The sequence below is a fragment of the Actinoplanes campanulatus genome, assembly GCF_014647795.1.
Lineage (GTDB): Bacteria > Actinomycetota > Actinomycetes > Mycobacteriales > Micromonosporaceae > Actinoplanes > Actinoplanes campanulatus.
Window position 1 is genome coordinate 1 of the sequence record NZ_BMPW01000040.1, and the last position, 25170, is coordinate 25170.

A 25170-nucleotide genomic window follows, 5' to 3' on the forward strand; every position below is an offset into this window, starting at 1 on the left:
AGCATGCAACCCTTCGGGCGGCCGGTCGAACCGGAGGTGTAGATCGTGTAGATCACGTTCTCCGGCGTCGCGCTTCTGGGCGGATTATTCGTCCAGCCGTCCTCAGGGAGCGTGATCAGGCGGCCGTCGAACACTTCGGACAACCCGGGTGCCAGCTCGGGCGACGTCACGACGATCTTCGCGCCGGCGTCCTGCACCACGTAGCCCAGGCGCTCCATCGGGTTCGCCGGGTCCAGCGGCAGGTAACCCGCACCGGACTTGAGCACACCCAGCAGGGTGGGGATCAGGTCGGCGCCGCGCTCCAGGTGCACACCGACCAGGTCCTCCGGGCCCACCCCGGCGTCACGCAGCAGCCACGCCAGGCGGTTGGCCCGGGCGTTGACCTCGGCGTACGTCAGCCGGGTCTTCCCCGCCACGACCGCGATCGCGTCCGGATTCTCGGCGGCCCTGGCCTCGAAGAACTCGTGGGCCGTCTGGACGACCGCAGGGCCCTCGATGGGCGGGACCACCACGGCGGCCCGCTCGGCCGGGCTGAGGATCTCGATGTCCGACAGCCGGATCTCCGGGTCGGTCACGGCGGCGGCCAGGACCCGCTGGAAGGCGCCGGCCAGCCGGGACGCGGTGGCCGGGTCGAACAGCGCGGTCGCGTACTGGAGGCGGCCGTGGATCGTGCCGTCCGGGCGCTCCTGCATCTGGAGGGTGAGGTCGTACTTCGCGATGCCGTCGTCCTCGCCGAACGGCTCGGCGGTCAGGCCGGCGAACTGGAGCACGTCGAGGCGGTACTCGTGCAGGGTGAACGCGGCCTGGAAGATCGGCGTACGGGACTGGTCGCGGTCCGGCTGGAGCTCGTCGACCAGCCGGGCGAACGGCACGGCGTGGTGGTCGAACCCGTCCAGCACGGTGGCCCGGCCCCGCCGCAGCAGCTCGGCAAAGGAGCCGTCACAGTCGGCCCGCATGACCAGCGTGTTGATGCAGTAGCCGAAGACGCGCTGGAGGTCGGCGTGGGCGCGCCCGGAGACGACCGTGCCCACCGCGACGTCGTCGGTGCCGCTGAACCGGGACAGCATCGCCTGGTACGCGCTGAGCAGCACGGTGAAGGCGGTGGTGTCGAACTCGCGGGCCCGCGCCCGGACCCGGTCGGCGAGCTCGGCCGGGACGTCGAACACCACGTCGGCGCCGTCGTGACTACGGACCGGCGGGCGGGGCCGGTCGATCGGCAGCGAGATCGGCTCCAGTCCGGCCAGCCGCTCCCGCCAGTAGGAGAGCTCCCGCTCGCCACGTTCGCCGGCCAGTTCCCGGCCCTGCCACTGGGCGAAGTCGGCGTACTGCACCGGCAGCTCGGGCAGGGCCGGCGCCTCGCCGCGGAGCAGGGCGTTGTACGCCACGCTCAGCTCGGAGCCGAACATCCGGGTCGACCAGGCGTCACAGGCGACGTGGTGGAAGACGACGGCCAGCACGTGGTGGTCCTGGCCGAGGCGGAGCAGCGCGCCGCGTACCGGCCAGTCGGCGGCCAGGTCGAACGGCGCCTGGAGGTCACGGCGGATGAACGCCTCGACCTCGGTCTCGGGCCGGCCGGTCAGGTCGATCTCGGGCAGGGCGACCGGGCGGGGCGCGTCGATGACCTGGACCGGCTCGACACCGCGCAGCTCGATCCGGGTACGCAGCACCTCGTGCCGGGCGCAGACCTGCTCCCAGGCGCGGCGCAGCACGTCCACGTCGAGCGGGCCGCGTAGCCGCATCATCAGCGGGACCAGGTACTCGATGCTGTTCGGGTCCAGCCGGCTGAGGAACCACATCTGTTGCTGGCCGTGGCTGAGCGGCAGCACGCCGTCGCGGTCGGCGCGGGGAATGGTGTCCCGGCGGGCCGCACCGGACTGCCCGGCGAGCCGCTTGCGCAGCAGCTCCGCGCGGAGGTCGGCGACGTTCCTGGTGGACTGCTGGGCGGTCATGCCTGGGGCTCCTCGGTCATGGTGAGGTCCGCGACGACCTCCGAGTCGGACATCTGGTCGATCTCGTCACGGATCAGGTTCTCGATGAGCTCCGCCATCTGGACGATCGTGGGGCCCTCGAATACGGCGCGGACGGGCAGCGTGACGCCGAACTCGTCCTGGATGGCGGCGATCAGGCGGATCGCGATGATCGAGTTGCCGCCGGCGTGGAAGAAGCTCTCCCGGGGGCCGGCGGCGATCCCGCACTTCTCCCGCCAGAGCTGCTGGACGTACTCGGCGACCGGCGACAGCGGCTCCTCGTCCCGGCTCGCGTCGGACGGGGCCGGGTCGGGCAGTGCCGCCCGGTCCACCTTGCCGTTCGCGTTGAGCGGGATGGCGTCGATGGCGAGGAACCCGCTGGGCACCATGTAGTCGGGCAGGATCCCGGCGCAGTGCTCGCGCAGGATGTCGTCGGCGACCGGGGCCGGTCCGACCGGCACCCAGCAGGCCACCAGCCGCGTGCTCTCGCCCTGGTCGTCGACCAGGATGCGGGCGTCGGCCACGCCGGCGTGCTCGCGCAGCACCGCCTCGATCTCGCCGATCTCGACCCGGTAGCCACGGATCTTGACCTGGTCGTCGGAACGGCCGAGGAACTCGACGGCGCCGTCGCCGCGCCAGCGGGCCACGTCACCCGAGCGGTAGAGGCGGGAGCCGGCCGGGCCGTACGGGTCGGGCACGAACTTCTGCGCGGTCAGGCCGGGACGGTCCACATAGCCCCGGGCCACGCCGGTGCCGCCGACGAACAGCTCGCCGACGCCGCCGACCGGCACCTGGTGGAACCGCTCGTCGAGAACCCGCATCACCATGCCGGGCAGCGGGGCGCCGATCGGCACCACACCCGTACCGGGGTCGGCGGGCACCGGGAAGATGCAGGTGCCGACGCTCGCCTCGGTGGGGCCGTACTCGTTGACCAGCCGGCCGGCCGGGGAATATCGGCCGGCCAGGGCGCCGGGCAGCGCCTCACCGGCCACCACGATCACGCCGGCCAGGTCGGTGACCTGCTCCGGGGTGAGCTGGTGGGAGAGCACCTCCAGGTGGCCGGGGGTCAGCTTGAGGAAGGCGTACGGTCCCGCCGCGGTGAGCCGCGAACCCAGCTCGGCCAGGTCCAGGTCCTGCGGCAGCAGGTGGACCGGCCGGCCGGCCAGCAGCGGCGCCCACACGTTCGGGACGACCAGGTCGAACGCGACGGACGAGAAGACCGCGCCACCACCGGCGCCGGCCGACGCCAGGTCCCGGACCGCCCAGTTCACGTGGTTGGCGAGGCCCCGGTGGGTGACCGCGACGCCCTTGGGGCGGCCGGTCGAGCCGGAGGTGTAGATGACGTAGGCCAGCTCGTCCGGATCGGCCTCGACCGGGGTGAACACCGTCGGCACCAGGCTGTCGACCACGGTCACCGGGCCGTCGAACACCCCGGCCCGGGACGCGTCGGTGACCAGCGCGGCCGCGCCGTCCAGCATGGACTGGGCCCGGGTCACCGGGAAGTCCGGGTCGACCGGCACGTAGGCCGCCCCGGCCAGCCACACGCCGAGGAGCCCGGCGTGCAGCCACGGTCCGCGCTCGATCAGCACGCCGACCCGGTCGCCGCGACGGACTCCGGCGTCCCTCAGCGAGCGGGCCACCGCCCCCGCCCGGGTGAGCAGTTCGCCGAAGGTGAGGGTGAAGCCGTCGCCGCGGACCGCGATCGCCCGCGGCGTACGGGTGGCCTGCTCGACCAGCCGGACCGGCACGACGGCGCCGTCGATCGCCGGCTCGCCGTGGCTCCAGCGGTCCAGGTCGGCGGCGTCGGTCCCGGTCAGGGCGCTCAGCGCGGCCAGCCGGGCGCCGGGCGCGGCGGCCGCCTCGGCCAGGACGTTCTCGAGGGTACGGGCGATGCGTCCCGCCGTCTGGGCCCCGTACAGGCTGGTGGCGTATTCCAGGCCGCCGACCAGTCCACCGTCCGCCGAGGGGCGCAGCAGCAGCGTCAGGTCGGTGTGGGTGACCCGCCACATCTGCCGGATGGTGTCCAGGTCGTCGTCGACGGTCTCGTTGAAGTCGGCGCCGTGCAGGTCGAAGGCGGCCTGGTAGAGCGGGGTGCGGGACAGGTCGGGCTCGGGCACGATCCGGTCCACCAGCAGGTCGAACGGCAGTTCCTGGTGGGCGAAGGCGTCCCGGGTGACGGTCGCGAGCCGGGTCACCGCCTCGGTCACCGTCGACTCCGGGTCGAGCCGGCAGCGCAGCACCAGGTTGTTGAGGAAGAACCCGACCACGCCGTCCAGTTCGGCGCGGCCGCGGCCGGCGACGACGGTGCCGACCGGGATGTCCCACTGGCCGCTGTACCGGGCCAGGACCAGCGCGTAGACGGCGAGGATCGTGGTGAACCGGGTGGCGCCGGTGGCGGCGGCGAGGTCGTCCAGCGAGTGGACCAGGGCCGGCGGCACGGTGACCGGAACGATCGAGCCCTTCCCGTCGCGGATCTTCGGGCGCGGGTGGTCGGTGACCAGGGTGAGCGGCGCCAGGCCGTCGAGGACGGTCGCCCAGTGGCCGAGTTCGGCCTCGACGACCTCGTCGGTGAGCCGGTCGCGCTGCCAGGCGGCGAAGTCGGCGTACTGGATGTCGAGCTCCGGCAGCTCCGGCGTGCGCCCGGCCGCCAGCGCGGCCGTGACCTGCGTGAACTCGCGCTCCAGCACGGCCGCCGACCAGCCGTCGGTGGTGATGTGGTGCATGGCGACGGCCAGCAGGCGGCGACCGTCGGAGACGTCGAGCACCACGGCGCGCAGCAGCGGCTCGGCCCCGTCCAGGGCGATGCCACGGCCGAGCAGGGCGGCGATCCGCTGCGGCAGGTCGGCCGGGGTGGTGTGCTGCTCGCCGACCTCGACGGTGAGCTCGGGGCGGATGAACTGGAGCGGCTCGCCGTTCACCTCGCGGTATTCGGTGCGCAGCGACTCGTGCCGGGCCACCAGGATGTTCAGGGCCCGCTCGGCGAGGTCGCGGCCGGCGCCCCCCGGCAGCCGGAACAGCAGACCGGCCATCCATTCGGGGCTGGCCGGGTTGAGACGGTCCATGAACCACAGGCGGCGCTGACCGCTGGAGAGCGGCAGACCACCGGCACGGTCGGCGCGGGTGATCACCGACCCGGCCCGGGCGCCGTCGAGCAGCCGGGCCTGGGCCCGCAGGGTGGGGGCGTAGAGCAGGGCGCGCAGGTTGAGGTCGGCGCCGGTCCGCGTACGCAGGTCGGAGAGCAGTTTGGTCAGTTGCAGCGAGGTGCCGCCGAGCTTGAAGAAGTCGTCCTCGACGGTCAGCTCCCGGTCGCCGAGCAGTTCCTGCCAGGCGCGCTGGACGACCAGCTCGGCGGCGGTGGACGGCGCGGCCCCGGTGGGCGCCTGATCGGCCCCGGTCTCGTCGGGGTGCGGCAGGGCGCGGCGGTCGACCTTGCCACTGGCCACCTGCGGCAGCGCGTCGAGGTGCAGGAACCGGCCGGGCACGTGCGACTGCGGCAGCCGGTCCAGCAGGTGGGCCCGCAGGTGTGCGTCCAGGTCCGGTCCGGCGCCGGTGCGCGGGACGATGTACCCGGCGAGCCGGGCGGCGCCGTCGGCGAGCCGGTAGGTGGTGACGGCCGCGGCCACGACGTCCGGGTGGGTGGCGAGGGCCGCCTCGATCTCGGCCGGCTCCAGGCGTACCCCGTTGACTTTGACCTGGTCGTCGAGCCGGCCCAGGTATTCCAACTGCCCGTCGGCGCGCCAGCGGACGCCGTCGCCGGTCCGGTAGACCCGGCCGCCGTCCTTGGCCAGCGGGTCGGGCACGAACTTCTCGGCGGTCAGGTCCGGGCGGCCGAGGTAGCCGCGGGCCAGCCCGGCGCCGCCGATCAGCAGCTCGCCGGGGACGCCGACGCCGACGACCCGGCCGCGCTCGTCGACGACCTGCACCCGGGTACGCGGGAGGGGCCGCCCGATCGGGATCGGCCCGGACAGCTGGGCCGGGTCGACGCGGGTGGCGAGCGAGTTGATGGTGGTCTCGGTGGGGCCGTAGACGTTCCAGACCTCGACGTCGGCGAGGCCGAGCAGGCGCTGGACCGGTTCGGCGTGCAGTTGTTCGCCGCCGGAGACGACGAGCCGCAGCGTGGAGATGCCCGCCCAGCCGTCCTCCTCGACCAGGGTGTGCAGGATCGACGGGACGACCTGCATGACGGTGACGCCGTGTTCGGCGATGACGTTCAGCAGGGCGCCCGGGGCGGTGTCGGGGGCGAGCACGAGCGTGCCGCCACACACCAGCGGGCTGAAGATCTCGAAGGCGTGCGCGTCGTAGACGAGCGAGGTGCGCTGGAGCATCCGGTCGCCGGAGTTGACACCGACCTCGCGTACCGCCCAGTCGAGGAGGTTGGCGAGGCCGCCGTGGGTGACCACGACGCCCTTGGGGACGCCGGTCGAGCCGGAGGTGTGCTCGACGTAGGCGACGTCGTCGGCGCTGATCGTCACCGGCGACGCGGTGACCGGCCGGGTGGCCAGGTCGGCGGCGAGCGCGGCCTGATCGAGCGGCTGGGCGCCGGCCGCGGTGACCGTGCCGGTCCCTTCGGCGTCGCAGAGCACGAGCGCGCAGCCGGAGGCGGTGATGATCCGGTCGATCCGGTCCTGCGGGTGGTTCGGGTCGAGCGGCAGGTAGGCGGCTCCGGTGCGCCAGACTCCGAGCAGCCCGACGATCAGGTCGAGGCCGCGGCCGAGCAGCACACCGACGTGTGTGCCCGGGCGCGCGCCCCGCTCCCGGAGGAGGTCGGCGAGTTGGGCGGAGCGGATGTCCAGTTCCCGGTAGGTGAGCCGCCGGACGCCGTCGATGACGGCTACGGCGTCCGGCGTCAGCACTGCCTGGGAGCCGATGAGGTCAGGCGTGAGCGCCGTGGTGGCCTGGGTGCTCAGGATTGCGGGCATGGCAGTGCTGTCTCCTCAGAACGGATCGGATGTCAGGCGGCGGCCTGCTCGGCCATGCGCCGGCGCAGGCTGGCCGGGCGCATGTCGGTCCACACCGTCTCGATGTGTGCCAGGCACTCGTCCTGGCTGCCGGCGAAGCCCTCGGCGGTCCAGCCGGCGGGCAGGTCACGGTCGTTCCACCAGATCGAGTACTGCTCCTCGTCATTGCGGACGACGCGGTGGCTGGCGGTGTTCTGCTCGGACATCTGAACTCCTGTTTTCGAAAAGGGTGGAAGTGGGTCAGTCGGTCATCGCGACGAGCACGCGACGGCTGCCGGTGAAGGACCGCCGGCCGTGCGCGACGAGCAGGTTGTCGAAGACCATGACGTCGCCGGCCCGCCAGTCGACGTCGACCGCGTTCTCCAGGCCCCGGTCGCGGACCTGGATGACGTACTCGTCGGGGATGGTGCTGCCGTCGGCGAACGTCACGTACTGCGGCAGTTCCTCGGGCGGCAGGATCTGGGCGAGCGCCTTGGCGGTGTCGTCGCCCAGGGCGGCCGGGTGCCACTGGTCGGACTGGTTGAACCAGACCTCGGTCCCGGTCACCGGGTGCCTGGTGGTGGACGGGCGCGGCTGCTCGACGTGCAGGCTGCCGTCCTTACGCCAGGTCCACTCGGCGCCGGCCGTCGACAGGTAGTCGTCGACCGCCGCCCGGTCCCCGGTCTCGAACGTGTCCTGCCAGCTCTTGCCGAGGCCCTGGCCGCCGTGCAGGTTCTGGGTGTAGCGGACCCCACCGGCGAACGCCTCGCGCACCTCGGGGTCGAGTGACTCGAGCCAGAGCGCGGCGTCCACCAGCGGAGTCGCGCCGCCGGTCTCCGCGGCGATCTGGCAGTAGAACGCCAGCCGGCTGGGCCAGCTGGTGGCGTACGACATCTCGTTGTGCATGGAGATGGTGAACTCGGACGGGTATTCGGTCGAGGTGTAGAGGTTCGATCCCACCTTGGTGCGCGGCGAGTTGCCGTTGACGTACGCGAGCCGGCGCGGCAGCAGCCGGTCGAAGACGCCGTCGAGTTCCTCGGGCTGCACCCCGAAACCCCGGAAGACCAGGGCCTTCTCCCGTACGAGGAGGTCGTCGAGCTCGGCGCCGAGAGCGTCGAGGTGGTTGATGAGGGCCTCGGTCGTCGCCGCGGCCCCGATGTCCTGTGCCGTGATGTCCAACGGCTTCCAGCTCTGCCCGGCCATCGAAGCGGTTCCTTCCGTGTGGTGGCTGAGGTCGTGCGCAGCGTCCCGTGGCGGGCTATAGCCGCCCTATACGTGTTTCAGCAGGTGAAGGAGGCCGGGCATCCGGAACTGGCTGGCGCCGCGGCCGACGGCGACCTCCTCGACCAGCCGGGCCTCGACCAACATGTCGAGGACCTGTTCAGCCGTCACCAGCGAGGAGGGCTCGTCGAACACGTCGCTGAGCAGCACCTCCTGGTAGGCGTGGGTGAGCGCCTCGCCCGGGTTCACGCCGAGCTGGTCGGCCAGGGTCCGGCGGGCCCGGTCGTAGGCGACCAGGGCCTCGGAGCGGCGGCCGGCCCGGTGCAGGGCCAGGACGAGCTGGGCCCGGAACCGTTCGCGCAGCGGGTAGCGGGCCACCAGCTCGGTCAGCTCCGGGATGATCTCCAGGCTGGCGCCCAGGTCCAGCTCGGCGTCGGCCTTGCGCTCGCAGGTGAGCGCGTACGCCTCGTCCAGCCAGGGCAGATGCCGCTCGGACAGCGGCTCGGCCACATTGGTGAGGGCGGGGCCACGCCACAGCGACAGCGCCTGGCGCAGGTCGTCGACGCCACCGCGCACGGCGAGCTTTTCGAATGCGAACAGGTCGACGGCGGCGTCGCCGATGTCGAGGGTGTAACCGGCGTGCTCGCGCACGATCTTCACCTGGAAGTCGAGGCGCTTGCGCAGCCGGGAGACGTACGTGTAGATCTGCGCGTCCACCGTCGCCGGCGGATCCCAGCCCCACAGCAGGGCACTCAGTTCGCCGTGCGGCACGACCTTTCCGCGCGCCAGCAGTAACGCGGCGAGAACAGTCGTGATCTTGGAACCCGGCAGCAGGACACGACGTCCGTCGCGCCACACCTCCACCGGTCCCAGGACTCGGAACTCAAGGTCACTCACGATTCCACCTCCGCACCCGGCACAAGGCCGGGGTACAGCCCCCGTTGGTTTCCTTGATGCGAGGTTCATTCACCCGCGCCTGCGAATCCACAGCAGACGGCGGAGATAGGGGTCGCCGGAGAGGCGTACCGGCCCCCTCAGGGGTGCGGTGGAGATAGGCAAAGTATCGAAGCCCGCCGGATGCTCGCCCCGGTCTGGTCTGCCCCGGCGACCAGCCGTAGATGGAGTGAGGAGAACATGCCAGGCGAAAGCATTCGTTTCCTGAACCGCGCCGACGTCGCCGTCTGCCTGTCCAAGATGGACGCGACGGAGGTGGTCGCCCAGACGCTTCGCGATCACACGCTCGGCCGTACCGAACTGCCCGCCGAGGGCTATCTGAGCTGGTCCAACAGTGTCGGCGCGTACAGCCGGGCGATCGCCATGCTGGGCGCCGTGCCGTCCGGCGGCGCGATGTCGTACGGCATGAAGCTGATCAACGCATCGGTCAGCAACCCGGCCCGTGGCCTGGAGCGGGCCGGTGGGCTCAGCTTCGCCTTCGACCCGGAGACGGCCCGTCCGGCCGTGGTCGCCGAGGCCGGGCTGCTCAGCGCCGTCCGTACCGCCGCCTACACCGTGGTCAGCCTGCGCGAGCTGGGACCGGAGTCGTTCGGCGAGGTGAGCCTCATCGGCACCGGCACGCTGGCCCGGGTGCATCTGGACGCGATCACGGCGGCGTTCCCGGCGGTGCGCCGCGCCTACGTCCACGACCTCGATCCGGTACGCGCGGCCGCGTTCCGGGACGACCTCCGGGGCCGCTCGGGACTGGAGATCGTGGTGGTGGACAGCGCCGAACGGGCCGCCGGCGCCGCCCCGGTGCTGGTCACCGTGACCACCAGCAACGACCCCTACATCCCGGCCCGGTGGCTGACCGCCGGCCAGTTCGTCGCGCACGTGTCGCTCGACGACCTCACCGAGGACGCCTTCCGGTCCGCCGAGGCGATTTTCGTCGACGACCTGGAACTGATCCGGGAGAACCCGCGCCGGATCATGGGCCGCCTGCTCCAGGAGGACGCCGTCGGCGACCCGCCCAGCCTGGGCGAGGTGCTGATCGGCCGGCAGGCCGCGCGACGGCCGGACCGGGGTTACGTGATCAGCAACCCGTTCGGCATGGCGGTCCTGGACGTCGCCCTGATCCACGCCGTCGCCGGCGTCGCGCGGGAGACCGGCGGCGGGCAGCTCCTCGACCTGCTCTGATCCGCATCATCCGACCCTTGTGGAGCTACCATGATCGTCGAATCCGCGCTGGACATACAGTTTCCCGACGTATTCCTCGAGCTGTCCGGCTTCCTTCCGGACAGCCGCCTCTATCTGAAGATCGAGGCGATGAACCCGGCCGGCTCGATCAAGTTCAAGCCGGCCCTCGCCATGGTCGACGACCTGGAACAGCGTGGCCTGCTCCGGCCGGGCAGCCGGATCATCGAGTCGTCCTCCGGCAACCTCGGCATCGCGCTGAGCATCGTGTCCAACGCCCGGGGATACCGCTTCACCTGCGTCACCGACATGAACACCGCCCCGGCCACGATCGAGCTGATGCGGGCGTACGGGGCCCACGTCGTCGTGATCGACAAGCGGGACACCAACGGCGGCTACCTGTCGATGCGCCTGAAGTACCTCCAGGACCGGATCCGGGCCGACCCGGCGCTGGTCTGGCCCAACCAGTACGCCAACCCGATCAACACGATGGCGCACTACCACACCACGGCGGCCGAGATCCTCAAGGAGTTCCCGCAGGTCGACGCGGTGTTCGTGGGCGCCGGCACGACCGGGACGCTGACCGGCTGCGCGCAGTACTTCGCCCGGCACCGGCCGGAGACGAAGGTGTTCGCGGTCGACATCATCGGGTCGACCACGTTCGGGACGCCGCCGGGCCGCCGGCACATCCCGGGGCTGGGCACCAGCCGTACGCCCGCGATCGCCTCCCTGCAACACGTCACCGACCTGGTGATGGTCTCCGAGCACGACGCCGTACAGGCCTGCCGGCGGTTGCGTGACCGCCACTGGCTGCTCGGCGGCGGCTCGACCGGCGCGGTGCTCAGCGGGGTGGCCGCCCGCGCCGGGATGCTGCGCCCCGGTTCGGTGGTCGTGGCGATCAGCCCCGACCTCGGCGACCGCTACGCCGGCACCCTGTACGACCCCGGCTGGCTCGCCGAACGCGGACTCGACCGGCCCTCGGCTCCGGCCGGCCTGCTCGAGCCCGCGGGCTCCTACTCCGAAGCCCACTGACCTGCACATGGAGGAACCCATGTCCCTGTCCGAAGCCTTCACCGGGTTGCCGCCCCGGCGCGACCCGCGCGGGCTGCTCTCCCTGGCCGACCTCACCCCGGACCGGCTGGCCGCGCTGGCCCGCCGTTCCGTCGAGTTCTACCGCGATCCCACCGCACACCGCGATCCGCTGCGGGGGCTGCTCGTCGGTGTGGTCTTCACCCGTACCTCCACCCGGACCCGGACCGCGTTCACCGTGGGCGTCGAACGGCTCGGTGGCCGGGCGGTCGGCTACGGTCCCGGCGATCTCCAGACCAACACCGGCGAGTCGCTGGCCGACACGGCCCGCATGTTCGGGCTGATGCTGGACGGCATCGTCACCCGTACCGCCGGGCCGCTGGCCGACATGCGGGAGCTGTCCGCGGAGAGCGGCCTGCCGGTGGTCAACGCGATGGCCGCCGAGGAGCACCCCACCCAGGGTGTCTGCGATCTGGCCACGATCCTGCTGCACCGCGGCTCGCTGGACGGGGTGCGGGTGCTCTACGTGGGCGAGGGCAACAACACGGCGACCGCGCTGGCCCAGGGCCTCAGCAACTTCACCGACGCCCGGCTGCACCTGCTCACCCCGGACGGCTACGGGCTGCCCGAGGACGTGCTGAAGGAGACCACCGCCCGGGCGTCCGGCAACGGCGGCTTCGTCACCGAGTCGCACGACGCGTCGGCCGTGCCGGCCGACGTCGACTTCGTCTACACCACGCGCTGGCAGACCACCGGCACGAGCAAACCCGACGCGTCGTGGCGGGAGACCTTCCGGCCTTTCCACATCGACGAGACATTCCTTTCCGGTACGCCGGGAGCGCTCTTCCTGCACGATCTGCCGGCCCATCGGGGTGAGGAGGTCTCCGGAGCCGCCCTGGACGGGCCCCGCTCGGTGGCGTGGTCGCAGGCGCGGATGAAGCTGTGCAGCGCGATGGCGGTGCTCGAGTACGCGTTCGCCGGGCAGGGCTGATCGCCGTGGGCGCGGACGATGCGGTGACCCGGATCGCCGGCCTGCTGCGCTCGGCCCATTCCCTGCGGGTCCGTTCGGCGATGCGCCAGGCCGACGAGATCCTCGCGTCGGTGGCGCCCGCCGACCGGGCCACGGTCCTGGACCGGGCCATCCACCTGGCTCTCCACGACCGGTAGACACGGCGAGGGGGCTCACCCACGTGGGTGAGCCCCCTCGCCGTGTGCTCAGCCGAGCGCCCCGGTCACCCGGAACACCTGCGGGCCGGTGAGGGACAGCTTGCCGGCCGCGTCCCGGCCCTCGGCGACCATCCACAGACCGCCGCCCGGGATCGGCTCCAGGGCCTCCACGTTCGTGGTGGTCGGGAACGGCCCGGCGATGCCCTGCCAGGCCGAGCCGGTCCACCTCCGCAGCGCCCCGCCGGGGATCTTGTCACTGCTCCAGCGCGGTTGCAGGGCCGCGTACCAGTCGGCGCCGTACTTCACGACGTCCGTGCGCCAGACGCCGCCGTCGGTGCCGGCCGGGTCACCACAGATGTCGGTACGGGTGAAGTCGCCCCCGGTCGAGCGCAGCGTGATGCCGCACATCGGACCGGTTCCGCCGGTCAGCTTGGTGCCGGTGATCCACAGGTCGCCGGGCGCACCGTTCACCACGCTGGCGCGGCCGGCGCCGTCCGGCATCGGCACGGTGGTCCAGGTCTGCCCGTCGAAGCGGGCGGCGTTCATTCGGAACGTGTTCACGGCCGGGTAGGCGGTGCCGACCACCCAGACCTCGGTGTCGCTGATCCTGCGGACGGCCTCCGGGCTGTTGGTCTTACTGGCCTCCGGCAGCCGGGCGAATGTCCAGGCAGCGCCGTCCCAGTGCCCGGCCGCCGCGTAGAAGCCTCCGCCGGTCCGGTCCCGGCCGGCGACCCACACGTCGTCGGGTGCGACGACGTGGACGGCGTCGGTCTGGAACTTCACCCCGGGCGCGGAACGGTCGGTCCAGGCCGAGCCGTTCCAGTGGTAGGCGGAGAAGGTGTAGTCGTTGCCGGTGGCCGCGAAGCTCCACTGGTCGGACGGCGAACTGCCGGCGTAGGACGGCGTCGCGCCCGCCGCGTTGGGCGGCACCACGAGTTCGGTCCAGGCCGTGCCGTTCCACTGGAAGATCTGCTTCCGGACGGTGCATTCGAAACAGATCTGCGGCTCGGTCCCGGCGTACATCAGCGCGGAGTCCGGGCCGAAGACCTGGATCCGCGCCGAGGAGATCTTGCGGTACTCCCCGAGCGGCACCGGGACGGCCTGCCAGGAGGCCGCCGCGGCGGGCTGCTGGACGACACCGACCAGGCCGGCGGCCAGCAGCACGGCGGCGGCCACGATACGAGAGGTTCGACGGATCAAGAGGGTCACTCCCCACGTGAGGTGTTGGAGCGCCCAGTGTCGAATCCGGATCTATCGGTGTTTTATATCCGCCGCCCCTAGCCGGCGGCAGGGTACCCCGGCTCCCGTTTCGCGCCGCCGGACCGGCCCTTAATGTGAATTCATGTCCATTGTCGAGAAGGTTGGGCCCCGTCCGCCGGCGTGCGCCGAACCGGTATCGGGGACGTCATGATCGAGACCATCCTGCCCGGCGCCGTCACCGCGGTCGACACCTTCGCGGACCCGCCCCAGGCGACGCTGTTCCCCGAGGAGGAGTCGCTGATCAGCGCCGCCGTGCACAAGCGGCGTGCCGAGTTCACCACCGGCCGCTGGTGCGCCCGCCAGGCGATGCGGCGGATCGGGCACCGCCCGTCGGCGATCCTGCCCGGCCCGCGCGGCGAGCCACGCTGGCCCGACGGCCTGGTCGGCAGCATCACCCACTGTCCCGGGTACCGAGCGGCCGTCGTCGCGCCGACCGCGCGCGTCACCACCGTCGGCATCGACGCCGAGGTGCACGAGCCGACCCCGCCCGGTGTGCTGGAGGCGGTATCGCAGGCGGAGGAGCGCGACCACCTCGCGGCCCTGCGGCGCGACCATCCCGGCGTGCACTGGGACCGCCTGCTGTTCAGCGCCAAGGAGTCGGTCTACAAGGCGTGGTACCCGCTGACCGCGCGGTGGCTCGACTTCGAGGACGCCCGCGTCACCTTCTACCCGGCGACGGCCACCTTCACGGCCCGGCTCGACGTCACCGGGCCGCGCCTGCACGGCGCCGACCTGACCGGTTTCACCGGCCGCTGGGTGGTCGGCAACGGCCTGCTGGTCACCGCCATCACGATCCTGGAACCGGCTCTGGCCACCGCCGCCTGAGCACGGAACGAAGGAACGCCCGGCCTTTCGGCCGGGCGTTTCCCATCGGTGCGAGCGGCCGTCAGCCGGTCACGATGTGGTCCCGCACCAGGTGCGCCGGCAGATCGGTACGGCGGGTGACGTTCAGCTTCCGGTAGATCCGGGTCAGGTGCTGCTCCACGGTGCTGATCGTGATGTACAGCTTCTTGGAGATCTCCCGGTTCGTGTACCCGTCCGCGGCCAGGACGGCCACCCGCCGCTCGGCCTCGCTCAGCGTCGTCGCCTGGGTGGGTGGCGCGACCGCCTGCGCCCGGGCGTCCTCCGCGCCGCCCGGTTCCGGGTTCAGCGCCGCCAGCAGCGGCTCGGCCTCGATCTTCTCGACCAGGGCACGAGCCCGCTGGGCGATCATGCCGGACCGCCGCGGCTCGCCCAGCGCCTGGAACGCGTCGGTGAGGTCGATCAGCGCGCGGGCCTGCTCGTACTCGTCGGCGGTCTGCAACTCCACGGCCTGGCGCAGGAACATCGGGCGGTGGCGCAGTTCGCCGGCCGCCGCGTACAGGCGCATCGCCATGCCCTGCACCCGCTGGTTCTCCTTGCCGCAGCGGTGCAGCTGCTCCTCGACGAGCTTGTGCGCCCGGTCCGGCCGGCCCAGCCGCAGCAGCGCCTCGGCCGCGTCCACCCGCCACGGGACCAGCCCGGGCGTGTCCAGCTGCCACCGGCCGGCCAGCTCGCCGCAGTACTCGAAGTCGCGCAGCGCCAGGTGCAGCTGCCCGATCGCCATGCTGTAGCGGCCGCGCGCCTGGAGATAGTGCAGGCCGTACCGGGTCTGGAACATCTCCTCCGGCACCGGCTGGTCGAGCTGCTCACGGACCAGGTCGTAGCGGCCCATCGCGGTGGCCGCGATCATCATGGGCGCCGCCACGGAACCGATCGCGACACCCCAGCTGGTCGGCGGCATCACCTCCAGGGCGAGCCGCGCGTGGCGTACCGCGGCCGGCAGGTCACCCATCCGCAGCGACACCTCGGCACGGATCGCCGACAGGCGGGCCAGCCGGCTCGGCGCGCGCCGGGTGACGGCCTCCTCGACGAACAGGTCGCACCAGGACGCCGCCTGGTCGGACCAGCCGCCGTAGGTGAGCGCCAGCAGCGCGCTCTCCACGGTGTCGAGGCTCATCTCGTCCAGCCGGGAGTTGTGCAGGATCCGGCCGACCGCGGTGGCGATCTTCTCGGACGGGCCCCGGGTGAGGACCGTGGCCAGCGCGGACGCCGCCTCGAGCCGGTGGCTGGAGGCGACCGTCGACACCGCCGGGGGCCGCTCGGCGGGCTGGCGCAGCAGGGCGAAGAACGACGGGTACGTCGAGCGCAGCAGCGGCCGCGCGATGGCCAGCTCGGTGAGGCCCTCCTGGTCCGGGTCGTCGCCGGCTTCGTTGAGGTGCTCGAACACCGACCGCGCGTCGGTGAACCGGCCGTCCCACAGCAGCGCCTTGGTCAGCGCCAGGGCGTCGCCGCCGCGCAGGTGGCCCCGGCGCAGGGCCGCGGTCAGCTCGGGCAGGTAGCCGGTCGAGGTGCCCGGGTTGATCCGCCAGGCGGCGCGCAGCATGGTCGTCATAATCTTCGCGCGGTGCTGCTCGTCGCCGCAGGCCTGCCAGGCCAGCCGCAGGTAGCGCATCGCGGCGTCCACCCGGCCCTCGCGCAGCGCCCAGCGGGCGGCGTCCTCGAGCACCGGAACGGCCCACCGCTCCTCGGCCCGACCGGCGCCGAGCAGCTGGTCGGCGACCACCCGGCTGGGCGCGCCGCCGTGGTGGGCCAGGACCGCGGCCCGGCGGTGCAGCTCACACCGCTCCTCGCCGTCGATCTCGGCGAGCACCGCGTCGCGGGCGACCGGGTGCCGGAACTCGCCCTGGTGCAGGATGCCGGCGGCGGTCAGCGCCCGTACCGCCTGGCCGATCTGTGCCGTCTCGACACCGATCAGCTGGTCCAGGAAGGCGGCCCCGGGCAGGATGGCGGCGCCGCGGGCCACCCGGGCCAGGCGCGGGTCGGCGCGGTGCAGGCAGGAGACGACCGCCCGGGCGTAGTGGCCGCCGGCGACCGGCTCGTCGTCCGGGGCGCCGCCCTCGGCCAGGATCTGCCGGTGGTCCTCGATCAGGCCGGTGACCAGCAGCGGGTTGCCGCCGCTGAGCTGGTGCCAGCGGACCGCGGTGCGCTCGGCGTCGTCGTCGGCCAGCACGCCGGCGGCCATCTGGCGTACGCCCTCCGCGGTCAGCGCGGCGAGCGTGAGGTGGGCGCCCTGCGGGGGCCGGCTCAGCGCCTCCAGTTCGAGCGCCGGCTCGTCCGGGCGCCCGTGCCCGGAGTGGCTGAACACCACCAGCATCGGCGCGAACCGTACCCGCCGGGCCAGGTAGGCCAGGCAGAGCACGGACGCCGGGTCGGCGTGGTCCAGGTCGTCGACGACGATCACCAGCGGATATCGCTGCGCCAGATCGAGCAGGACGGTGCAGAGCCCGTGCACGATCTGCGGGTCCAGACGGGCGGCGCCGTCCGGCCCGGCCGGGATGCTCTGCGCACCCTCGTGCAGCAGGTCCATGGCACGCCGGCTCTCCTCGGCGACCAGCGGGGCATCCATCAGGAGCTGCCCGAAGACGCCGAGCGGCAGGTTCCGTTCGGCACGCGAGCCGACCGCGGTGATGGCCAGGCCGTTCAGGTCCAGGACCCGCTCGGCGAACGTGTTCAGCAGTTCGGTCTTACCGGTGGCCACGGAACCCGTGACCATCGCGACCCGTCCCTTTCCGGCGACGGCGGCGGCGAGCATGCCGTCCAGCACCGCCGTCGCGGCGTCCCGTTCCACCAGTTCCATGATCTTCCCTCGTTAGCGGTATCGAACTGTGCCCCGAACGCTACGGGTGCTCCTTGTCGATGCGTTATCTCCTACTTATCGCCCGTGACCTGGGGTTATCAGCTCGCTCGGGCGAGTGGTGCGGTGCTGCGCGGGCGCTCGGCGGTGCGGCCGAGCCGGGCCGCGGCGGAGCGGACCGCCGCCAGGATCGCGGTCTCCACGTCGTCGTCGACGGCGACGCCCCACAGTGGCCGGTCGCCGGTGCGCAACTCGGCGTAGACGCCGGTCCCGCCGGTGTGCGCCAGCCCCGTCCCGGTCCGGTGCACGGCCCGTAGATCGATGCGCCAGGCCGCGAGGCACTCCTTGACCCGTTCCACCGCGTCCGTCCGGACCGCGCCGACCTCGAAGGCGGCGCCGTCGACGTGCACCACCACGGACACCCCGGGCGGCGGCAGCGGCACCGGCAGCAGCGGCCGGGTGACGTACTCGCGGGTGAACAGCTCGACGATCCGGTCGGCGCCGATCGGGCCGCCCTCGGCGTCGGCGCGGGCCTGCACCAGCGCGGCGAACTCCAGCTGGAGGTCCCGGGGCATGTTGAGGCCGAGGTGGGAGCTGATCACGTACGCCACCCCGCCCTTGCCGGACTGGCTGTTGATCCGTACGACGGTCTCGTAGGTGCGCCCCACGTCGCCCGGGTCGATCGGCAGATAGGGGATCTCCCAGGCGGTCGCCCCGGTGCGCTTGCGCTCGTCGAAGCCCTTCTTGATGGCGTCCTGGTGCGACCCGGAGAAGGCGGTGTAGACGAGGTCACCGGCGTACGGATGCCGCGGGTGCACCGGGATCCGCGTGCACTCCTCGACGACCCGCCGGACCTCGTTGATGTCGGAGAAGTCGACGCCCGGGTCGATGCCCTGGCTGAACAGGTTGAGCGCGAGCGTCACGAGGTCGACGTTGCCGGCCCGCTCACCGTTGCCGAGCAGGCATCCCTCGATCCGCTGGGCCCCGGCGAGCAGTGCCATCTCGGCGGACGCCACGCCGGTGCCCCGGTCGTTGTGCGGGTGCACCGACAGGCAGACGTGCTCGCGGCGGCTCAGCCCGCGGTCCATGTACTCGATCTGGTCGGCGAACACGTTGGGGGTGGCCCGCTCCACCGTGGTCGGGAAGTTGAGGATGATGGGGCGGCCCGGCCCGGGCTGCCACACGTCCATCACGGCCTCGCAGACCTCCAGCGAGAAGTCGAGCTCGGTGTCGTTGAACAGCTCCGGCGAGTACTGGAAGCCGAGGTCGCAGCCGGCCAGGGTGCGGTCGGCGTACTTCAGCATGAGCCGGGTGCTCTGCACCGCCAGTTCCTTGCACTCGGCCCGGTCCATCCCGAAGACCACCCGGCGGAACTGCGGCGAGGTGGCGTTGTAGATGTGGATGGTGGCCCGCGGCGCACCCTCCAGGCTCTCCACGGTCCGGCGGATCAGCTCGTCCCGGGCCTGCACCAGCACGGAGATCCGGACGTCGTCCGGGATCAGGTCCTTCTCGATGAGCAGCCGCAGGAAGTCGTGGTCGTCCCGGCTCGCGACCGGGAACCCGACCTCGATCTCCCGGTAGCCCATCGACGTCAGCAGCCGGAACATCCGCAGCTTGCGCTGTGGGCTCATCGGGTTGGCCAGCGACTGGTTGCCGTCGCGCAGATCGGTGGAGAGCCACCGTGGGGCCGAGGTGATGGTCCGCCCTGGCCAGGCGCGCTCCGCGTTCGTCACCGGCGCGGCCGGCCGCACATACTTCTCCACCGCCCGCCGAAACTGTTCCGACATGACTCTCCCTGATTTCCGCAAACGGGACCTCTCAGCCCCGGAATCCAAAATCCATCGAGTACGAATAGGGCGCGAGCCGCACCTGGATCCGGCAGCTGTCGGACTCGTCGGCCAGCCGCACGACGACCGAGACCTCCTTGTAGGCGGTGCTCAGCCCCAGCATGGCGAAATAGGCGTCGCTGTCGAAGACGATCTGGTACGGCCCCCGCCCGAACCGCTCCGCGGTCCAGTCCTTGATGCAGCCGTCGCTGTCCGTCTCCGTCTCGTCGACGGTCAGCCAGTCATCGAGCTCCCGGCCTAGATCCGCGCTCCTCCGCTGAAGGCGTACCTGAACACCGGCTGCCGGCCGTCCGTAGACGACGTCCACTGCTTGCGCGGAGATACTCATGAGGTTTCACCCTGCCGTCGGTTCCGTGGCGTCACCGCCCCTTGGCGCCATCCTCGGTTATCGCGTTATCGCCGCGCATTCTCTTCGTTATCGCCGGGCCGGCCGTCGGCAGAAGCGGCGGATAAACCATTTGATAAGTCGGCGATAGGGGTGGTCCATAACGTCTTCGGTGTCGACACGGAATGCACCGGGTCGGAAAACCCCAACCGAAGGATGACCTTCCCATGCGCTCTATCGCCCGCTTCGCCCTGGCCGCCGTCGCTGGAATCGCCTTCACCGTTCTCGGCGCCGGCGCCGCGCACGCCGACGACACGGCGACGCCGGACACCACGCAGACCACGACGTTTTCCACTCAGCACCCCTGGGACTGAAACCCGGCCGCCGAAACGAAAAAGGGAAAGGCATCGCACCGGATGCCTTCCCCCTTTTTTCGTTTCGGACTGTTCAGCTGATGCTGCACCGGCCGACTGCCCGGGCGAGAACCGTGCTGACGCTCTCCTCCAGCACGAGAGCCCGCAACTCGTGGAACATGCCCCGGGCCCGCTCCAGATGGACGATCGCCGTCTCCCGCGACCCACTCGCGAGTTCCAGCTCGCCGAGCCGGAACTCGATCCTCGCCTCGAGGATCAGCTTGCCGCTGGTGGCGGCCCGCTCGCGGCTGGCGGACAGGGCCGCCCGGGCCGCCGCGTGGTCGCCGCCGGCAAGATGGGCGGTGCCCAGTCCAAGCAGCACATACGACTCGCCGATCACATCGCCGACCTCCCGCGTCACGGCCAGCACGTCGTTGAAGACCACCACCGCCTCGTGCACGTCGCCGGCCTGGAGATGGGCCTGACCGAGCCGGTACATCGCCTGCGCCTCGATCCGCCGGCTGCCGGCCCGGCGGCTGACGTCGAGCGATTCGACGAGCAGGGCGGTGGCCTTCGCCGGCTCCCCGCGATCCAGCTCGACCTGCGCCATGTTCTGCAGGACATGCGCGGCCGCGGTCAGGTCGCCGACCCGGCGCAGAACCGTCAGCGCCTGCTCGTACCGGCGGTAGGCCTCGGCGAATTCGCCCTCCATCCGCTCCAAGTAGGCGAGGTGCCGGTTCGCCACGGCCGCACCGTGTTCCTCGTCCAGAGCCTCGAACCGCGCCACGGCGTCGTCCAGGTAGCGGCGCGCGTCGGTGAGCCTGCTCTCGATGACGCCCAGGCACCCCATCGAGTAGCGGATCACCGCCTGGCCGAAACGGTCCCCGGCCTGCTGCGCGGCGGCCAGCGCGACCTCATTGGTCTCCCGCCAGTCGTCGAGGTAGTTCCGCGACTCGAACAGGGTGACCGAGGTGATCGTCAGATCCCAGGAGTAGTCGGCGGCGCCCACCTTGGCGGCCTGGTGGATCGCCGCCACGATGCACTGCCGTTCCCGCTCGAACCAGTCGAGCGGGTCGCCGATGATCCGGTCGGTGGCGCGCTGCGGGAGTCGCCAGCGCGCCGCCCGGCTGTGCAATGCAAGGTTGCCCTCGCCGTAGTACTTGCGGTGCGCCTCCTCCGCGAGGAACAGCATCCCGCCGAACGCCCGCCGCAGCGCCGCGGTCCGCTCCGTCAGCGGTTCATCGGCGGCCAGACGCTCCCGGGCGAAGACCCGGATGAGATCGTGCATCCGGTACTGCCGGTGCCGGCTGTGCTCGGTGCCGACGGTCTCCACCAGCTGCGCGTCCACCAGTTCGTCGAGCAGGTCGTGCGCGTCCGGCAGCGCCTCGTCGAGCAGGGCGGCGCACACCCACGCCGAGAAGTCCGGGCAGTCGACCACGGCGAGCAGGCGGAACAGCCGCCGGGCCGGCTCGCTGATGTTGTCGTAGGTGATCGAGATGCTGACCCGTACGCCCATCGCCCCGTGATTGAGCTCGTCGAGCCGCCGCGACTCGTTCTCCAGCCGGTCGACCAGGTCCTCGACCGTCCAGTGCGGGCGCGCCGACAGCCGGGCGCCGGCGATCCGCAGGGCCAGTGGCAGCCGTCCGCACAGCTCGATGAGCTCGTCGGTCGCCGTCCGCTCGGCCCGGACCCGGTCGTCGCCGGCGATCCGGGACAGCAGGTCGAGGCACTGCGGCGGGTCCAGCACGTCGATGTCGACGTGCACGGCGCCGGGCAGGGCGCCGAGCCGGCTGCGGGTGGTGATCAGCACGGCGGTACGCGGATCGCCCGGCAACAGCGGCAGCACCTGGGCCTCGGATCCGACGTTGTCGAGCACGACCAGCATCCGACGGTCGGACAGCAGCCCGCGGTACATCTCCGCGCGCTCCTCCAGCCCGTCCGGGATCGAGGTGCCGGCCACCCCGAGCGTCCGCAGGAACCGCTCCAGGATCTGCATCGGGCTGACCCGGTCGGAGCTGCGGCCGTGCAGGTCGGCGAAGAGCTGCCCGTCGGGGTAGCGGGGCGCCAGCCGGTGCGAGACGTGGACGCCCAGCGCCGTCTTGCCGATGCCCGGTTTGCCGGCCACCACGATGATCGGCACGGCCAGCTGGTCGGTGTTCGCCGCGGCCATCGCGAGCTGCAACTGGATCGCGTCGATCTGCCGGCTGCGGCCGGTGAAGTCGGCGATGTCGGTGGGCAGCATGGACGGGACCGGCTGGCCGGGGCGGGCCGGCGGCGCCGGATCGGCGGGCGCCCGGATCGGTTCGGGCTCGCCGGACACGATGCCCAGGGACGGCACGTCCGGCCCCGGTACGGGGATCGGCGCGGCGACGGTGACCGTCTCCGGGGCACTGAGGTCGGCGTCCGAGGTGAGGATGGAGCGTTCCAGCTGCTGCAACCACTCGCTCGGCTCCAGGCCCAGTTCGTCGATCAGCGTGCGGCGGGCCGCGCGATAGGCGTCCAGCGCCTCCGCCTGCCGCCCGGAACGGTAGAGCGCCAGCATGAGCTGGCCGCGCAGTCGCTCCCGCAAGGGGTAGGCGCCGACCAGGCCGACCAGCTCCGGAATCACCTCCCGGTGGCGGCCCAGCTCCAGGTCGTACTCGATGCAGTCCTCGTTGACGGTGAGCCGCCGCTCGGCGAACCGGTCGGCGACCATCCGCAGCGGCTCGCTGTCGAGCCCGTCCAGCGCCGGGCCGCGCCACAGGCCCAGCGCCTCCCGGTAGCGGGCCGTCGACTCCTCCCGGCGACCGGCGTTGCCGGCGGTCCGGGCCTCCTGAACGAGCCGTTCGTAACGGTGCAGGTCGATGTCGATCCCGGTGGGCACGAGCACGTACCCCTGATTCCGGGTGGCGATGGCCTTGGGATGGCCGTACGAGCCGAGCAGCCGGCGCAGCGCGGAGACGCAGATCTGCACCTGGACCCGGGCGCTGGACGGAAGGCCCTCGCCGTAGACCGCTTTCATCAGGCGGTCGATGGAGATCACCGTTCCGGCTTCGAGAACGAGGCTGGCCAGAACGATCTGCTGACGGTTACCGCCGATGTCGAGCCGCTGACCGTCGACGACCGCTTCCAGCGGTCCCAGTACGTGAAACTCCATGGGCGCCCCTTACCGCCCACAAGGTGGTAGTCGTTGCGCCGGGATATCGTCTATGTGCCCCCTTCTGTCGTTTGGATCCGCATTTCTCGGGCCGAAGACGGGTCGCCGGTGGATTCGTGTCCGCAAGTCTCTGTCCCCCATGAGTCGCCCCGAGCCTACGAACTATCCGAAGTGGTCGCTACCTCCCGCCCACTAATCGGATACCAACTGACCAAGACATAGTGCCCGATCTATCGGTTACGCCCATTGAAGGCGCTCCCACCGGGCATGGTGTCTCGAATGCGATCACTCTCATGGCATTCTCACAGGAACGTTCTGAGCTGCGATTTCGACGATGCGGGCGGGTTACGGCGACGTTACCGGCCAATGTCGATCATGAAGAGCGAACGACGCCCTGGCGACTTTCCGACAGGTGGACACCTATGAAACGAATACGCCTTCACTTGTTCTGGCCTTTCGGGGCCACACCGGAATGCGCAGCGAACGGATCAAGCCCCGGAGAAACGGAAAACGCGGTCCGTCTGCTGACGAACCGCGTTTTCCGTTGGTAGCGGGGACAGGATTTGAACCTGCGACCTCTGGGTTATGAGCCCAGCGAGCTACCGAGCTGCTCCACCCCGCGTCGGTAGGTAAAGCTTAGCTCGTCCTCCGCGGGGCCCGCACACCACCCCCCTCTCAGGCGGCGCGATGCCGCCCCAGCAGGGAAAACAGGGGTACGAGGTTGAGCACCAGTCCGCCCACCGCGACCGCCGTGACCAGGCCGACGCCGGGCCGGAACGAGGCGAAGTCGGCCGCCGTGGCGGTGGTCGCGCCCAGGATCGCCGTGACGACGGCCAGCACCAGCGCGGTCCCGACCTGACCGGAGCTCTGCACCAGCCCGGACGCGAGCCCCTGCTCCGAGTCGGCGATGCCGTCGGTGGCCTGCGCCATGATCGAGCTGAACCCGAAGGCGAAGCCACCGCCGAGCAGCAACATGGCCGGGAGCACGGTGAGCAGATAGCCGGGACGGTCGCCGGCGGTCGCCAGGAACCACAGGTAGCCGGCGCTCAGCGACACCATGGCCGTGACAATCAGTGGCGCGGTGCCGTACCGGTCGATGAGGCGGCCCATGAACGGGGAGCCGAACGCGACCAGCAGCCCCGCCGGGAGCAGCGCGAGGGCCATCCGCAGCGGCTCCCAGTGCAGCACGTCCTGAAGGTAGATGGTCATCAAGAACTGGAAGCTGACGTACGACCCGAGCAGGCTCACCATGCTCAGGTTGGCCCGGACGATCGAGCCGATCCGGAAGATCCCGAGGCGGACCAACGGATGCCGGACCCGGCTCTCGGCCACCACGAAACCGGCCAGCGACAGCACCGCGAGCACCGCGACGCCGATCGTCAGCGGGTCGGTCCAGCCCCGCTCCGGTGCGGTGACCACGGCGTACACCGACAGCAGCATGCCCGCGGTCAGGGTGACCGCGCCGATCAGATCGTGCCCGCCGTCGGCGGCCGCCCGGTCCCGCGGGATCAGCACCCACCCGGCCACCAGGGCGGCGAGGGCGAGCGGAACCGGCACCAGGAAGGTCCACCGCCAGCCGAGGCTGGTCAGCAGCCCGCCGAGGATCAGCCCCGACGAATAGCCGCTGGCCCCGAAGACGGTGAAGATGGAGAGCGCCCGGTTGCGGGCCGGGCCCTCGGCGAACGTGGTGGTCAGGATGCTCATCGCGGTGGGCGCTGTGAACGCCGCCGCCAGGCCCTTCACGAAGCGGGTGGCGATCAGCAGCGTGCCGTCGTCGACCAGGCCGCCGATCAGCGAGGCCACGGTGAAGACACCCAGCGCGATCAGGAAGACGCGGCGGCGCCCGAGCAGGTCGGCGGTGCGCCCGCCGAGCAGGAGCAGGCCGCCGTAGCCCAGCACGTAGCCGTTCACGATCCATTGCAGGGACGTGGTGGACAGCCCGAGCTCGGCCCCGATGGACGGCAGCGCCACCCCCACCATCGAGACGTCCAGCCCGTCCAGGAAGAGCACCGCGCACAGCACCGCGAGCACGCCCCACAGGCGCGGCGTCCACCGCTGTCCCTCGGTGCGCGTGCCACTTCCGGCAAGAGACTCAGTAATAGTCACGCCGCGAATCTAGATGCGTGTGCAACTAATGTCTACGCAT

17 protein-coding genes and 1 tRNA gene are annotated in these 25170 nt (G+C 71.5%); 6 read left to right on the plus strand and 12 right to left on the minus strand.

The window, feature by feature from the left end:
* The 5 genes from IEZ13_RS43855 to IEZ13_RS43875 all read right to left on the minus strand — a co-directional run.
* A partial coding sequence (locus IEZ13_RS43855) for a condensation domain-containing protein (RefSeq protein WP_189285783.1) occupies positions 1-1949 on the minus strand: 1949 nt, incomplete at its 3' end.
* Positions 1946-6886, minus strand: coding sequence for a non-ribosomal peptide synthetase (locus IEZ13_RS43860; RefSeq protein ID WP_183217011.1), 4941 nt, complete (start codon positions 6884-6886; stop codon positions 1946-1948). The genes IEZ13_RS43855 and IEZ13_RS43860, both read right to left, overlap by 4 nt.
* A gap of 32 nt (positions 6887-6918) precedes the next feature.
* Positions 6919-7131 carry an MbtH family protein gene (locus IEZ13_RS43865; protein WP_183217013.1) on the minus strand — a complete coding sequence of 71 codons (213 nt, stop codon included), beginning with the start codon at positions 7129-7131 and terminating at the stop codon, positions 6919-6921.
* Positions 7132-7165: 34 nt separating this feature from the next.
* The gene (locus IEZ13_RS43870) at positions 7166-8107 is read right to left on the minus strand and encodes a TauD/TfdA family dioxygenase (RefSeq protein ID WP_183217015.1); all 942 of its coding nucleotides are present in this window, start codon (positions 8105-8107) and stop codon (positions 7166-7168) included.
* 66 nt (positions 8108-8173) lie between these two features.
* A complete protein-coding gene (locus IEZ13_RS43875; protein WP_183217017.1) occupies positions 8174-9022 on the minus strand; it encodes an AfsR/SARP family transcriptional regulator in 849 nt (282 codons plus the stop codon).
* Positions 9023-9259: 237 nt separating this feature from the next.
* On the opposite strand from IEZ13_RS43875, the gene IEZ13_RS43880 reads away from it, so the two are divergent.
* From IEZ13_RS43880 to IEZ13_RS43895, 4 genes are read left to right on the plus strand one after another with little or no spacing between them, the layout of a single operon-like run.
* Positions 9260-10255: an ornithine cyclodeaminase gene (locus IEZ13_RS43880; protein ID WP_183217019.1), complete on the plus strand. Its 996-nt coding sequence runs from the start codon at positions 9260-9262 to the stop codon at positions 10253-10255.
* Positions 10256-10285: 30 nt separating this feature from the next.
* On the plus strand, positions 10286-11284 hold the full coding sequence (sbnA, locus tag IEZ13_RS43885; RefSeq protein WP_183217020.1) for a 2,3-diaminopropionate biosynthesis protein SbnA: 999 nt from the start codon (positions 10286-10288) through the stop codon (positions 11282-11284).
* A gap of 19 nt (positions 11285-11303) precedes the next feature.
* On the plus strand, positions 11304-12272 hold the full coding sequence (locus tag IEZ13_RS43890; protein ID WP_183217021.1) for an ornithine carbamoyltransferase: 969 nt from the start codon (positions 11304-11306) through the stop codon (positions 12270-12272).
* A 5-nt stretch (positions 12273-12277) separates the two neighbouring features.
* The gene (locus IEZ13_RS43895; RefSeq protein WP_183217022.1) at positions 12278-12448 is read left to right on the plus strand and encodes a hypothetical protein; all 171 of its coding nucleotides are present in this window, start codon (positions 12278-12280) and stop codon (positions 12446-12448) included.
* A gap of 48 nt (positions 12449-12496) precedes the next feature.
* On the opposite strand, the gene IEZ13_RS43900 is transcribed toward IEZ13_RS43895, so the two are convergent.
* Entirely contained in the window at positions 12497-13648 is a 1152-nt protein-coding gene (locus tag IEZ13_RS43900; protein ID WP_183217023.1) for a hypothetical protein, read from the minus strand.
* A 207-nt stretch (positions 13649-13855) separates the two neighbouring features.
* Here IEZ13_RS43900 and IEZ13_RS43905 point away from each other — a divergent pair, with 207 nt between their 5' ends.
* Complete coding sequence (locus tag IEZ13_RS43905; RefSeq protein WP_183217024.1) at positions 13856-14533, plus strand: 4'-phosphopantetheinyl transferase family protein; 678 nt, start codon at positions 13856-13858, stop codon at positions 14531-14533.
* 61 nt (positions 14534-14594) lie between these two features.
* On the opposite strand, the gene IEZ13_RS43910 is transcribed toward IEZ13_RS43905, so the two are convergent.
* The 3 genes from IEZ13_RS43910 to IEZ13_RS43920 form a co-directional block, all read right to left on the minus strand.
* Complete coding sequence (locus IEZ13_RS43910) at positions 14595-17366, minus strand: helix-turn-helix transcriptional regulator (protein ID WP_183217025.1); 2772 nt, start codon at positions 17364-17366, stop codon at positions 14595-14597.
* Positions 17367-17464: 98 nt separating this feature from the next.
* Complete coding sequence (locus IEZ13_RS43915) at positions 17465-19150, minus strand: 2-isopropylmalate synthase (protein WP_183217026.1); 1686 nt, start codon at positions 19148-19150, stop codon at positions 17465-17467.
* Positions 19151-19181: 31 nt separating this feature from the next.
* Positions 19182-19538, minus strand: coding sequence for a hydroxyisourate hydrolase (locus IEZ13_RS43920; protein ID WP_183217028.1), 357 nt, complete (start codon positions 19536-19538; stop codon positions 19182-19184).
* Between the two features lie 224 nt (positions 19539-19762).
* Here IEZ13_RS43920 and IEZ13_RS43925 point away from each other — a divergent pair, with 224 nt between their 5' ends.
* Positions 19763-19909 carry a hypothetical protein gene (locus tag IEZ13_RS43925; RefSeq protein WP_183217030.1) on the plus strand — a complete coding sequence of 49 codons (147 nt, stop codon included), beginning with the start codon at positions 19763-19765 and terminating at the stop codon, positions 19907-19909.
* Positions 19910-19982: 73 nt separating this feature from the next.
* Here the strand turns inward: IEZ13_RS43925 and IEZ13_RS43930 are convergent, their stop codons facing one another.
* The 3 genes from IEZ13_RS43930 to IEZ13_RS43940 form a co-directional block, all read right to left on the minus strand.
* The gene (locus IEZ13_RS43930; protein ID WP_183217032.1) at positions 19983-23024 is read right to left on the minus strand and encodes an AfsR/SARP family transcriptional regulator; all 3042 of its coding nucleotides are present in this window, start codon (positions 23022-23024) and stop codon (positions 19983-19985) included.
* A gap of 545 nt (positions 23025-23569) precedes the next feature.
* A tRNA-Met gene (locus tag IEZ13_RS43935) sits at positions 23570-23646 on the minus strand.
* Between the two features lie 53 nt (positions 23647-23699).
* A complete protein-coding gene (locus tag IEZ13_RS43940) occupies positions 23700-25130 on the minus strand; it encodes an MFS transporter (RefSeq protein ID WP_183217034.1) in 1431 nt (476 codons plus the stop codon).
* Positions 25131-25170 lie beyond the last annotated feature (40 nt).

What these genes read in the sequence shown, in the direction of transcription:
- IEZ13_RS43860 (WP_183217011.1), bottom strand. Translation starts at nt 6,886, where the DNA reads ATGCCCGCAATCCTGAGCACCCAGGCCACCACGGCGCTCACGCCTGAC.
- IEZ13_RS43865 (WP_183217013.1), bottom strand. Translation starts at nt 7,131, where the DNA reads ATGTCCGAGCAGAACACCGCCAGCCACCGCGTCGTCCGCAATGACGAG.
- IEZ13_RS43870 (WP_183217015.1), bottom strand. Translation starts at nt 8,107, where the DNA reads ATGGCCGGGCAGAGCTGGAAGCCGTTGGACATCACGGCACAGGACATC.
- IEZ13_RS43880 (WP_183217019.1), top strand. Translation starts at nt 9,260, where the DNA reads ATGCCAGGCGAAAGCATTCGTTTCCTGAACCGCGCCGACGTCGCCGTC.
- sbnA (WP_183217020.1), top strand. Translation starts at nt 10,286, where the DNA reads ATGATCGTCGAATCCGCGCTGGACATACAGTTTCCCGACGTATTCCTC.
- IEZ13_RS43890 (WP_183217021.1), top strand. Translation starts at nt 11,304, where the DNA reads ATGTCCCTGTCCGAAGCCTTCACCGGGTTGCCGCCCCGGCGCGACCCG.
- IEZ13_RS43905 (WP_183217024.1), top strand. Translation starts at nt 13,856, where the DNA reads ATGATCGAGACCATCCTGCCCGGCGCCGTCACCGCGGTCGACACCTTC.
- IEZ13_RS43910 (WP_183217025.1), bottom strand. Translation starts at nt 17,366, where the DNA reads ATGGAACTGGTGGAACGGGACGCCGCGACGGCGGTGCTGGACGGCATG.
- IEZ13_RS43915 (WP_183217026.1), bottom strand. Translation starts at nt 19,150, where the DNA reads ATGTCGGAACAGTTTCGGCGGGCGGTGGAGAAGTATGTGCGGCCGGCC.
- IEZ13_RS43920 (WP_183217028.1), bottom strand. Translation starts at nt 19,538, where the DNA reads ATGAGTATCTCCGCGCAAGCAGTGGACGTCGTCTACGGACGGCCGGCA.
- IEZ13_RS43925 (WP_183217030.1), top strand. Translation starts at nt 19,763, where the DNA reads ATGCGCTCTATCGCCCGCTTCGCCCTGGCCGCCGTCGCTGGAATCGCC.
- IEZ13_RS43930 (WP_183217032.1), bottom strand. Translation starts at nt 23,024, where the DNA reads ATGGAGTTTCACGTACTGGGACCGCTGGAAGCGGTCGTCGACGGTCAG.